We start from the raw sequence: 12163 nt of genomic DNA, 5'->3' as shown, positions 1-12163 counted from the left end.
CGCATTGCAAGTGCGTGTTGCAATGGGCAGCTTGGTTCAGAAGGAGGCCTGCTATGACTCGGACTGTCTATCTCGAATATCTGAAGCCCTCACTGTTATTTGCTATGATTTTGCTGGCCGCGATGTTGCGCGCCCTGCCCGCCCCGGCGGCAGGCACTGAAACACTGACCGTCGCTGGTGGCTGTTTCTGGTGCGTTGAATCCGATTTCGAATCCGTCCCCGGCGTGATTGGTGCAATCTCGGGATATACCGGGGGTAAAACCGAGAGCCCGACATATGATCAGGTCTCAAAGGGCGGAAGCGGGCATTATGAGGCCGTACAGATCACCTTTGATCCTGCCCGCGTTTCCCGTGAAACGCTGCTAAACATGTTCTTCCGTTCGGTTGATCCGACCGATGCGGGCGGCCAGTTCTGCGATCGTGGAGAAAGCTATCGGACGGCGATTTTCGTCTCTAATACAGGGGAAAAAGCGCTTGCTCAGCAGGCCAAGTCGGAGGCGCAAAATGCCTTGGGGCAGACGGTTGTCACCCCAATCCTGCAGGCCGGGACGTTTTATCCGGCAGAAGCCTATCATCAGGATTACTACAAAGGTGACAAGCTGGTCCTGACCCGCTTTGGCCCCAAGCGCCAAAAGAATGCCTATAAGGCTTATCGCAATGCTTGCGGTCGCGATGCCCGTGTAAAGCAACTGTGGGGAAGCGACGCACCTTTTGCCGGCTCTTAATCGAACTGCGCCTCGCGCACCTCTTTGAGGTCAGGAATTACATCAGCTGTTCCGTGCCGCGTGACCATCAGGGCCGCGGCGCGGTTTGCTTGAGCGATAGCTTGCGCCATCGGCATTCCCCGGTCCATCCCTGCCAGAACATACCCTGTGAAGGTGTCGCCGGCACCGGTGGTATCGACGGCGCTGACCTTATGGGCCTGAAAAGCCTGAGGTTCTGTGCCCCGTTGATAATATCGCGCACCCTTGGAGCCAAAAGTCACGATCACATGTTCGACCGGCAGGTCTGAGGGGGCAAGGCCCGCGGCCTCCTGCAATTGCTCGGCCTCGACCTCGTTGAGGATCAGAAAATCCAGATAGGGCAGAACCGCCTGAACCGCCTCGGCCTGAAACGGAGCGGCGGCGTAACAGACAGTCAGCCCCATCTCACGGCCCAGCTTTGCTGCCTCGACCTGTGCGTTGGTTTCGTTTTGCATCACCAACAAATCGCCGGAAACCGCAGAGGACAGCGCTTTTCCAATTTGGTCGTCCGTGATGGCATGGTTCGCGCCCTGAAACAGGACGATCAGATTTTCGCCCAGCGCATCCACCGCAATGATCGCATGACCGGTCGGAACATCCGCCTCGGCAATATGTCGTGTATCGACGCCATATTCATTCAACCTGTCCCGCGCCCAAAGGCCGTCTGATCCCACGGCACCAATATGCGAAACCTGCGACCCTGCACGGGCCGCAGCGACCGACATGTTGGCCCCTTTACCGCCCAGAAACCTTTGAAGATCAGTCGCTGCAAGGGTTTCGCCCGCTTCGGGCAAATGCGGCAAGGTATAAACCATATCCGCATTGATTGAGCCGAGGTTCCAGATCGTCATGATTTACTCAATATCGCAGGAGGCCAGGATGGCCATGTTCAGAATGTCATTCGCTGTCGAAACAGTCGAACAGATCTGAATTGGCTTGTCGACACCGGACAGGATCGGGCCGATCACCGTCGCGCCACCCATTTCCTGCATCAGCTTGGTCGAGATCGAGGCCGAGTGCCGCGCCGGAACGATCAAGATGTTCGCGGGACCCGTTAGGCGTTGGAATGGATAGGCCTCTTGCTGATCCACATTCAGGGCCACATCTACGGTCATCTCGCCTTCGTACTCAAAATCGACACCGCGTGCATCCAGAACCGCAGGCGCGCGGTGCATCTTTTCAGCACGTTCAGACACCGGATAACCGAAGGTCGAGAAGCTGACAAATGCCGCACGAGGTTCCAACCCCATATGGCGCGCCACGGCGGCGGCGCGTTCCGCGATATTCGCCAGATCGTTCTCGTCGGGCCATTCATGGACCAACGTATCGCCAATCAAAACGATGCGCCCCTTGTGCAGCAACGCTGTGACACCAGCGGCGCCGTTGGCTGCATCCGCATCAAACACATGGTTGATGCGATCCAGAACATGCGCCGACTTACGCGTGGCGCCTGTTACCAGACCGTCCCCATGACCATGCGCCAACATCAAAGAGGAAAAGACATGTCGGTCGCGCGCCGCGAGACGATGAATATCCTTGTGGTCGAAACCCTTGCGCTGCAGCCGTTGATAGAGAAAGTCCTTATACGTCTCCAAATGCGCAGTGTTGGCCGCGTTCACTACCTCAAGCTCACGAACCGCATCTCCAAGGCCGGCTTCCTCCAGCTGCTGCTTGACCTCATCCGCGCGACCAACAACCAAGGCCTTACCAAAGCCCGAGCGTTGATACATAACCGCCGCGCGCAGAACACGGGGATCGTCACCTTCGGCAAAGATCATCCGGCTTTGCGCGGCACGTGCCCGGGCGTTCAGTCCCCGCAGAATGCTGGCTGTCGGGTCCATGCGGGATTTCAAGCTCAGTTCATAGGCTTCCATGTCGATGATCGGGCGCCGCGCCGCGCCGGTGTCCATGCCTGCCTTTGCCACGGCAGTCGGAATCCGGTGGATAAGACGCGGGTCGAACGGTGTAGGGATGATGTAATCGCGGCCAAAGGTCAGCGATTTGCCATAGGCCATAGCGACCTCATCGGGCACATCCTCGCGCGCCAGACGGGCCAGAGCATGCGCGCAGGCAATCTTCATCTCGTCATTGATGGCGCGGGCGTGGATGTCCAGGGCACCTCGGAACAAGTACGGGAAGCCCAGAACGTTATTCACCTGGTTCGGATAATCACTACGACCGGTGGCGACGATGGCATCGACACGCACTTCGTGGGCCTCTTCCGGTGTGATCTCGGGATCTGGGTTTGCCATCGCAAAGATCACTGGGTTGTCGGCCATGCTAACAACCATGTCCTGCGTCACAGCCCCTTTGACTGACACGCCCAAAAACACGTCCGCGCCCTTCATGGCGTCTTCCAGCGTGCGCAGGTCCGTGGTGATCGCGTGGGCCGATTTCCACTGATTCATACCCTCGGTCCGGCCCTGATAGATCACGCCCTTGGTGTCACAGACGACGCAGTTTTCGTGCTGCGCGCCCATCGCTTTGAGCAGTTCGATACAGGCAATGCCTGCCGCCCCGGCCCCGTTCAGTACGATTTTCACATCCTCGATCTTTTTGCCCGAGATATGCAGGGCATTCAGCAATCCCGCAGCACAGATCACCGCTGTACCGTGCTGGTCATCGTGGAAGACAGGGATATCCATCTCTTCCTTCAGGCGCTGTTCGATGATGAAGCACTCGGGCGCCTTGATGTCTTCGAGGTTGATCCCGCCAAAAGTCGGCCCCATCAGGCGCACCGCGCGGCAGAATTCATCCGGATCTTCGGTATCCAGCTCGATATCGATCGAATTCACATCGGCGAACCGTTTGAACAGGACCGATTTCCCTTCCATCACCGGTTTTGAGCCCAGCGCCCCAAGGTTCCCAAGACCCAGAACGGCAGTCCCGTTTGAGATCACAGCAACCAGATTGCCCTTGTTGGTATAGTCATAGGCGGTTTCTGGGTTTTCGGCGATGGCTTCACATGGAACGGCCACGCCGGGGCTATAAGCCAGCGACAGGTCGCGCTGTGTCGTCATTGGAACGGTGGCCTGCACCTCCCATTTGCCGGGTGTGGGGTCCAGGTGAAAGGCCAGCGCCTCTTCTTTGGTAATCTTCGCTTTGGGCATTTTAAACGTCGTTTCCATGACTTCGGGGCTGATGCGTCATACCGCAGGCTTGCGCGCGTCTCAACGAGAATACTTTTCACCTTTCGTCGCGGGTTGGGGATTTGTAAGGTCGCGCCTGGAATACGCCAGAAGGGGGCCGCTTTTGTCCACAGTCACGCCGATGATGGCACAGTACCTTGAGATCAAAGAGGCCCAGCCGGACGCCCTGCTGTTCTATCGCATGGGCGATTTCTACGAGATGTTTTTCGAAGACGCTGTGAACGCAGCCGAGGCGCTGGATATCGCCTTGACCAAACGCGGCAAACATAATGACCAAGATATTCCGATGTGCGGTGTGCCGGTTCATTCCGCCGAAGGGTATCTACTGACACTGATCCGCAAAGGCTTTCGGGTCGCCGTCTGCGAACAAATGGAAAGCCCGGCAGAGGCGAAGAAAAGAGGCTCTAAATCGGTCGTAAAACGCGATGTTGTGCGATTGGTCACCCCCGGAACCCTGACCGAAGACGCCCTGCTTGAAGCCCGCCGGCACAACTTTTTGGCCGCTTATATCGAGGTTCGGGGCGAAGCCGCGCTTGCCTGGGCTGATATCTCGACCGGAGCATTTCATGTGATGCCTTTGACGTCCGTGCGTCTCAGCCCGGAATTGGCGCGGCTGGCGCCATCCGAGTTGATTGTCGCGGATGGGGCGCAAGACAAGATGCAAGATCTGGTTCTTGATCTCGGCATCTCGCTGACCCCGATCGGGCGCGCGAGTTTTGACAGCACGGCGGCTGAAAAACGCATTTGTGGGCTGTATAACGTAGGCGCGCTGGATGCGTTCGGGAATTTCGGGCGCGCCGAGGTTTCCGTCATGGGTGCGCTGATCGATTATCTGGAGATTACGCAAAAGGGCAAACTGCCGCTGTTGCAAACGCCGCTAAAGGAATCCGAAGACCGTGTGGTTCAGATCGACGCCGCCACACGCCGCAACCTGGAGCTTACCCGATCCCTATCCGGCGGCCGTGCAGGATCATTGCTTTCCGTAGTCGATCAAACCGTAACCCCGGGCGGCGCCCGATTGCTGGAACAGCGCCTGTCCAGCCCCTCGCGCAATATGGATGTGATTCTTGGCCGTTTGAACGCGGTTTCCTTCGCTTTCGAAGACAGTCTGATCACGTCCGACCTGCGTGATGCATTGCGCAAAACGCCGGATTTGGACCGCGCCCTATCCCGCCTTTCATTGGACCGGGGTGGCCCCCGTGATCTGACCGCCATCCGCAATGGTCTGACCCAAGCGACAACGATTGCTGAGTTCTGCGCCTCGCGGGAACTGCCGGTGCTCCTGGCTACCGCTGTCCAGAACCTGATTGGATTTGACGATCTGCTGACCCTGCTGGATGAAGCGCTGGTTGCTGATCCGCCGTTGCTCGCTCGCGATGGTGGTTTCATCGCGCCCGGCTTCGATTCAGAACTGGACGAAGCGCGGACGCTGCGCGACGAAGGCCGCTCTGTGATCGCCGGATTTCAGCAGAAATATGCAGACCATACCGGCATCACCTCGCTGAAGATCAAACACAACAATGTGCTGGGATACTTCATCGAGACCACGGCGACCCATGCCGAGAAAATGCTGAGCCCGCCCTTCAGTGAAACGTATATCCATCGCCAGACCACTGCCAATCAGGTGCGATTTACAACCGTAGAGCTTTCTGAGATCGAAACCCGTATTCTGAACGCAGGCAATCGGGCCTTGGAGATTGAAAAGCGACTCTATCAAAGGGTTTCTGGCGCAATTTTGGATGTTTCTGCACGGCTAACCCAAGCCGCCCGCGGTCTGGCGGAGCTGGATTTGACCACAGCACTCGCCGATCTAGCGCGGGGCGAAGGCTGGTGTCGCCCCAAAGTCGACGGATCGCTTGCTTTCGACATTCAGGGGGGACGCCACCCGGTGGTCGAACACGCATTGCGTCAGCAGAACGGGGATGCCTTCATCGCAAATGACTGCGATCTTAGTGCCGATTCTGGCGCGGCCATCTGGCTACTTACTGGTCCCAACATGGCCGGTAAATCAACCTTCCTGCGCCAGAACGCGCTGATCGCACTGCTGGCCCAAATGGGCAGCTATGTCCCAGCTGAACAGGCGCATATCGGCGTGGTAAGCCAGCTCTTCAGTCGCGTCGGGGCCTCAGACGATCTGGCGCGCGGTCGCTCGACCTTCATGGTCGAGATGGTTGAGACCGCCGCCATCCTGAACCAAGCAGACGACCGCGCACTGGTTATACTTGATGAGATCGGTCGCGGCACCGCGACGTATGACGGGCTGTCCATCGCCTGGGCAACGCTTGAACATCTACACGCGGCCAATAAATGCCGCGGATTGTTTGCCACTCATTATCATGAGCTGACCGCATTGGCGGGAAATCTGGACGGCGTAGAGAACGCCACGGTGGCCGTAAAAGAGTGGGAAGGTGAAGTTATCTTCCTGCATGAAGTTCACAAAGGCGCTGCTGACCGGTCCTACGGCGTGCAGGTCGCCCAATTGGCGGGCCTTCCCGCCACAGTGGTTGAGCGTGCCCGTATCGTGTTGGATCAATTGGAAAAAACCGAGCGTGAAGGCGGAAAGCAAAAAGCCCTGATTGACGACCTGCCCCTGTTCTCGGCCGCCTCGCCACCGCCTCCTCCGGCCCCTAAGGCTTCACCCGTTACAGATATGCTGGATGAAGTTCTGCCAGACGAATTGACCCCACGCGAAGCATTAGACTTGATCTACAAACTGAAAGAGGCGGCCAATTCCTGACCGCCCCTTATTTTGTTCAAAATTTCCTCAGCCGTAGGATTGGCTTTACTGCGAACAGTTAACTGGCAGGTGTCGATGACACCCCAACCTGCGCCGGACGCAGCAATCGATCATGCAGCATGAACCCTTCAGCCGAGACCTGAATGATGTCACCTGCTTTGGTTCCGGGCACGGGCGCCTCGAACATCGCCTCATGCACATTCGGATCAAACCGATCACCCACTTTGGGGGTGATCACCTCGATGCCGTGCCTCTGGAACACGTCCTTCAGCGCGCGCATCGTCAATTCGACGCCCTCCAGGAGCGGTCCGGCTACTTCTTTCTGCTCATCCGTTGCCGCCTCAAGCGCGCGTTTCATGTTGTCATAGACAGGCAACATGTCGCGGGCGAGCTTCGATCCACCATACTGTTCGGCATCCCGGCGCGCCTTGTCACCACGTTTGCGCGCGTTTTCAGCATCCGCCAGCGCGCGCATAAACTTATCCTTGTAATCGTCACGCTGCGCGCGCAACTCATCCAATTCCAGCGCTTCTTCGCTGATCTCGGCAAATTCCTCTGCCAGCTCTTCTGCTTCTGCGGACATGATATCGTCCAGAAATTCTTCGTTCTTGGGCTCTGCCATCTCTTACCCTCTAGCTCCGGTCGGAAATCAGCTTGCCAACCAGTTGCGCCGTATAATCCACGATCGGCACGATCCGTCCATAATTCAAACGTGTGGGCCCAATGACCCCAACCGCACCGATTATCTTACGATCAGCGTTCATATATGGAGACACCACCAAAGAGGAACCCGAAAGTGAAAAAAGTTTGTTCTCAGAACCGATAAAAATGCGCACACCCTCGCCGTCTTCCGTCAATTCAAGGAATTCTGCGATATCGCGCTTGCGTTCAAGGTCATCGAACAGGGTGCGGATTCGGTCAAGCTCTTCGATCTGACCGGGTTCGTTCAGAAGATTCGCCCGCCCTCGAACGATCAACCGGGCCGAGTCGGTGTCATCACCATCCCAGACGGCCATGCCACTTTCAACCATTGCACGGGCAAGTAAATCAATTTCCTGCTTTCGTGCGTCTATCTGGCTTTGCATCTGACGGCGTACCTCGCTAAGCGTCCGCCCTTCGATCAGTGCATTTAGAAAGTTCGCCGCTTCGCGCATTGAACTGGGTGTCTGTCCGGGCGGCGGGGTGAACAGCCGGTTTTCCACATGGCCATCAGCAAAGACCAGCACAACCAAAGCCCGGTCATGCGCCAATGAGACAAACTCGATATGCTTAATCTCGGATTCTTGCTTGGGCGTCAAAACCAACGATGCACCATGTGTCACGTGTGACAATGCCGACCCCACCCGGTCTAGCATTCCGCCCACATCACCTGCGTTAGAGCCTAGTGTTTCATCAAGTTTCTGGCGATCAGATGCCCCCAGATCGCCAACTTCAAGCAACCCGTCCACGAACATCCGAAGGCCCTGTTGCGTTGGAATCCGGCCCGCGCTGACATGTGGGCTATCAAGCAGACCCAGAAACTCCAGATCCTGCATCACATTGCGTACGGTTGCGGCACTGACCTTTTCGGATAGCGTACGCGTCAGCGTGCGGCTTCCGACAGGTTCACCACTGTCCAGATAGCTTTCAACGATCAACCGGAACACCTCACGCGACCGGTCGTTCATCTCGCTCAGAATTTTGCTCGCTTCGCTCATCGGCAATCCTCTGCTGGATTGTCATTAAATCGCTGGCACAAGAAAGGTCAATCGGGGTTGCATCGTAACGCCTCTGAGCGGTATCCCCAACCCAGTAAACAAAGGATTTTCCATGCGACCCTCAGGACGTGATCTAAACGAAATGCGCGCCGTTTCAATTGAAACAGGCTTCACCAAACATGCCGAAGGTTCCTGCCTGATCAAAATGGGTGATACCCATGTGCTGTGCACCGCCACGATCGAAGATCGCGTGCCACCATTTATCAAAGGCTCAGGCCTTGGATGGGTCACCGCCGAATACGGTATGCTGCCCCGTGCAACCAACACGCGGATGCGGCGTGAGGCGGCAAGCGGCAAGCAAGGTGGGCGCACCGTGGAAATTCAACGGCTTATCGGTCGGGCTCTGCGCGCGGGTGTAGATCGCGTTGCCTTGGGCGAACGTCAGATCACTGTCGATTGCGATGTGATCCAGGCTGATGGCGGCACCCGCTGCGCTTCGATCACCGGTGGTTGGGTTGCACTGCGTCTCGCGGTGAACAAGCTGATGAAAACGGGCGACGTGATCTCTGACCCGCTGGTCGATCCGGTTGCAGCCGTTTCCTGCGGTATCTATGCGGGCCAGCCGGTTCTTGATCTGGACTATCCCGAAGACAGCGAAGCGGGCGTAGATGGCAATTTCATCATGACAGGCTCAGGCAAGCTGATCGAAGTACAGATGAGCGCCGAGGGATCGGTCTTTAGCCGTGCGCAGATGGATCAACTGATGGATCTGGCTGAAAAAGGTGTCGGGGAACTGGCCGCCGCCCAGAAAGCCGCCACCGCATGACCCGCAAGTTCGACGGGGACCGGCTGCTGGTCGCCACCCACAACAAAGGTAAGCTTGAGGAGATGGTGCATCTCCTTGAGCCCCACGGTGTAACCGTTGTGGGTGCAGGCGAGATGGACCTGCCTGAACCGGATGAAACCGAAGATACCTTCGTCGGCAACGCCCGGATCAAAGCCCACGCTGCGGCGAAGGCCACCGGCCTGCCCGCCCTGTCGGACGACTCGGGCATTACTATCGACGCGCTGAATGGCGCACCCGGCGTCTACACTGCAGACTGGGCTGAAACCGGCAATGGTCGCGATTTCCTGATGGCGATGACCCGCGCACACAACGAGTTGGAGGCGAAAAACGCCCCTCACCCCCGCATGGCGCAATTCCGCAGCACGCTGGTTCTGGCCTGGCCCGATGGGCATGACGAGGTGTTCGAAGGCATCGCCCCCGGCCATCTGGTGTGGCCGATCCGCGGTAAAGATGGCTTTGGCTATGACCCTATGTTTGTCCCCGAGGGGTACGACACCACCTTTGCCGAGATGGATCGCTGGGAAAAGAACAAGATCAGCCATCGCGGCCGCGCGGTTGAGATGTTCGTGAAAGGCTGCTTTGGCGGATGATTGGCGCAATGCGGGCTTTGGCCTGTACGTGCATTGGCCCTTTTGCCAGGCCAAGTGCCCCTATTGCGATTTCAACAGCCATGTTTCGAAAAATATTAATCAAAAACAATGGCTTGAATCATATCTTAGTGAACTGAAGCGCTCTGCCGCTGAAACACCGGATCGGGTGCTGAACACAGTCTTCTTTGGCGGCGGCACCCCGTCCCTTATGGACCCCGAAACGGTTGCTGCCATCATAGAAACAGCCCGCGGCCTTTGGCGGCCGGCGAATGACATGGAGATATCGCTCGAAGCTAACCCCAGCTCGGTCGAGGCCGGGCGGTTCGCAGCCTATCGCGATGCCGGGGTCAACCGTATCTCGATGGGCGTGCAAGCGCTGAACGATGACGATCTGCGCCGTCTGGGCCGCATTCATACCGTCGACGAAGCCCGCGCCGCCTTTGATATTGCCCGTGCCTGTTTTGATAGGGTCAGTTTTGACCTGATCTATGCCCGCCAACACCAGACGCTTGACGCCTGGCGCGCAGAACTGACCGAGGCGCTGTCGATGGCCGTTGATCATTTGTCGCTATACCAGCTCACGATCGAAGACGGCACGGCCTTTGGTGATCGTTACGCCGTGGGCAAGCTGCGTGGCCTGCCCGCAGACGACAGCGCTGCAGATATGTATCTGGCGACACAAGAGATCTGCGAGGCACATGGTCTGCCCGCCTATGAGGTTTCGAACCACGCCCGCGCCGGGGCGGAGTCGCAGCACAATTTGATCTATTGGCGCTATGGCGATTACGTCGGTATCGGCCCCGGTGCACATGGACGGATCACAGTTGATGGGCGCAAATTCGCGACCGAAACCTATCTCTCACCAAATACATGGCTTAATGCTGCCGCCAACGGCATCGGTGAGAACAACAGGTTTGAGCTAACCCGTCGTGAACAGGCTTTTGAATACCTTATGATGTGTATTCGATTGCTAGAAGGCATAAATATAGATCGATATGAACAGTTATTCAGGGAAAAACTGCCCAGCGATAAACTCGAAAATTTGACCGAACTGGGCATGATTGAGTTTGATGGGGCTCGATTACGAGCCACATCTAACGGGCGGGCGGTGCTCAACGCCGTAATCCGAGAGTTATTGGAGTAGCAGATGCAATATCTCTGGGCCGGATTGGGGTTGCTATGCGTCGCACTGGCCATGATTGGAGTGGTCCTGCCCCTGCTTCCAACGGTGCCGTTCCTTCTGTTGGCCGCTTTCTTTTTTGCCCGATCTTCATCCAGATTGCATAACTGGCTGCTGAGCCACAGAACCTTCGGCCCTCTGATTATCGACTGGCAGAACTCGGGTGCGATTAGTCCTGGTGCAAAAAAGGCGGCCACCGTCTCGGTTGCCGCCGTGTTTGGCTTGTCAATTTTGTTATCCGCACCTTCAAATGTCCTGATTATTCAGGCCGTTGTTCTAAGTGGGGTCATGCTGTTTATTTGGACCCGGCCTAACGGCTGAGTTTGGCGCAAAGATCATCCAGTTGATCAAGATTTTCATAAGACAATACCACCTGGCCCGATTCTGATCCGGCTTTGTGGTTGATGTTCACCTTCATCGCCAAAATTGCAGACAAGTCTTTTTCAAGCGCACGCGTATCTGCGTCTTTCCCCGCATTTAGATTTCTGGACTTTGGTGTCGCTACTTCAGGGCCGGCTTGCTGTTTCTTGACCAATGCTTCGGTCGCACGCACCGAAAGACCATCACGGACAACCTGCTTGGCCAGTTTCGAGGGGTCCTCGGCGGTGATCAGCGCCCTTGCATGACCGGCAGACAGCTTCCCCTCGATTACAAGCGTCTGTACGTCCATCGGCAAGGATAACAATCGCAACAGGTTCGCAATATGACTGCGGCTTTTGCCCAGGGCCTCGGCCAATTTTTCCTGTGTATGACCGAAACGATCCATCAATTGCTTGAAACCGGCCGCTTCCTCAACCGCATTCAAGTCGGCACGCTGGATATTCTCGATGATCGCTACTTCAAGTACCTCGGTATCATCAAAATTCCGAATAATCACTGGAATATCATGGAGTTGCGCGATCTGAGCGGCGCGCCAGCGACGTTCACCAGCCACGATTTCGTATTGACCGCCTGCAATGCTACGGACAATCAACGGCTGGATGATACCTTTTTCCTTCACCGAGGCCGCAAGCTCATCCAGTTGCTCCTGCGCGAAGCGACGGCGCGGCTGATCCGGGTTTGCCTGCAGTTTTTCAATCGGTACAGTGAGGTCCGGGCGGCGAGGCTCAGCCGAAATCCGGCCATCAGCATCGGGCGTAACATCAGCCATCAGCGCCGACAATCCGCGACCCAGCCCTCGGGGCTTACCTTTTCTGGCGTTCATATCACCCTCCTCACGG

General features: G+C 56.9%; 11 protein-coding genes. 6 read left to right on the top strand and 5 right to left on the bottom strand.

Features of this window, described 5'->3' with window-relative positions; genetic code table 11:
* The first annotated feature begins 53 nt into the window (after positions 1 to 53).
* A complete protein-coding gene (msrA, locus tag Q1B46_RS17875) occupies positions 54 to 725 on the top strand; it encodes a peptide-methionine (S)-S-oxide reductase MsrA (protein WP_299950120.1) in 672 nt (223 codons plus the stop codon).
* On the opposite strand, the gene Q1B46_RS17870 is transcribed toward msrA, so the two are convergent.
* Both Q1B46_RS17870 and Q1B46_RS17865 read right to left on the bottom strand, forming a co-directional pair.
* Positions 722 to 1594: a ribokinase gene (locus tag Q1B46_RS17870; protein ID WP_299950118.1), complete on the bottom strand. Its 873-nt coding sequence runs from the start codon at positions 1592 to 1594 to the stop codon at positions 722 to 724. The genes msrA and Q1B46_RS17870 overlap by 4 nt on opposite strands.
* Before the next feature lie 3 nt (positions 1595 to 1597).
* Positions 1598 to 3853: an NADP-dependent malic enzyme gene (locus Q1B46_RS17865; protein ID WP_299661312.1), complete on the bottom strand. Its 2256-nt coding sequence runs from the start codon at positions 3851 to 3853 to the stop codon at positions 1598 to 1600.
* Positions 3854 to 4013: 160 nt separating this feature from the next.
* Between Q1B46_RS17865 and mutS the strand changes: the two genes are divergently transcribed.
* Positions 4014 to 6629 (top strand): DNA mismatch repair protein MutS, encoded by a 2616-nt coding sequence (gene mutS / locus Q1B46_RS17860; protein ID WP_299950198.1) that lies wholly within the window; start codon positions 4014 to 4016, stop codon positions 6627 to 6629.
* A gap of 58 nt (positions 6630 to 6687) precedes the next feature.
* On the opposite strand, the gene Q1B46_RS17855 is transcribed toward mutS, so the two are convergent.
* Both Q1B46_RS17855 and hrcA read right to left on the bottom strand, forming a co-directional pair.
* Positions 6688 to 7251: a nucleotide exchange factor GrpE gene (locus tag Q1B46_RS17855; RefSeq protein WP_299661311.1), complete on the bottom strand. Its 564-nt coding sequence runs from the start codon at positions 7249 to 7251 to the stop codon at positions 6688 to 6690.
* Between the two features lie 10 nt (positions 7252 to 7261).
* Positions 7262 to 8326: a heat-inducible transcriptional repressor HrcA gene (hrcA, locus tag Q1B46_RS17850; protein WP_299950115.1), complete on the bottom strand. Its 1065-nt coding sequence runs from the start codon at positions 8324 to 8326 to the stop codon at positions 7262 to 7264.
* Positions 8327 to 8438: 112 nt separating this feature from the next.
* Between hrcA and rph the strand changes: the two genes are divergently transcribed.
* The 4 genes from rph to Q1B46_RS17830 are packed head-to-tail and all read left to right on the top strand — an operon-like array spanning position 8439 to position 11264.
* Positions 8439 to 9152 carry a ribonuclease PH gene (gene rph / locus Q1B46_RS17845; RefSeq protein ID WP_299950113.1) on the top strand — a complete coding sequence of 238 codons (714 nt, stop codon included), beginning with the start codon at positions 8439 to 8441 and terminating at the stop codon, positions 9150 to 9152.
* Entirely contained in the window at positions 9149 to 9763 is a 615-nt protein-coding gene (gene rdgB / locus Q1B46_RS17840) for an RdgB/HAM1 family non-canonical purine NTP pyrophosphatase (protein WP_299950111.1), read from the top strand. Before rph ends, rdgB begins: the two co-directional genes overlap by 4 nt.
* A complete protein-coding gene (gene hemW / locus Q1B46_RS17835) occupies positions 9753 to 10907 on the top strand; it encodes a radical SAM family heme chaperone HemW (RefSeq protein ID WP_299950109.1) in 1155 nt (384 codons plus the stop codon). Before rdgB ends, hemW begins: the two co-directional genes overlap by 11 nt.
* 3 nt (positions 10908 to 10910) lie before the next feature.
* Complete coding sequence (locus Q1B46_RS17830; protein ID WP_299950107.1) at positions 10911 to 11264, top strand: YbaN family protein; 354 nt, start codon at positions 10911 to 10913, stop codon at positions 11262 to 11264.
* On the opposite strand, the gene Q1B46_RS17825 is transcribed toward Q1B46_RS17830, so the two are convergent.
* Positions 11254 to 12147 (bottom strand): ParB/RepB/Spo0J family partition protein, encoded by an 894-nt coding sequence (locus Q1B46_RS17825; RefSeq protein WP_299950105.1) that lies wholly within the window; start codon positions 12145 to 12147, stop codon positions 11254 to 11256. The genes Q1B46_RS17830 and Q1B46_RS17825 overlap by 11 nt on opposite strands.
* Between the last annotated feature and the right edge of the window lie 16 nt (positions 12148 to 12163).

This window comes from uncultured Ruegeria sp. (assembly GCF_947500045.1).
Lineage (GTDB): Bacteria > Pseudomonadota > Alphaproteobacteria > Rhodobacterales > Rhodobacteraceae > Ruegeria.
Note: the sequence above shows the minus strand (reverse complement) of the source record. Positions and strands in the feature narration are given on the sequence as shown.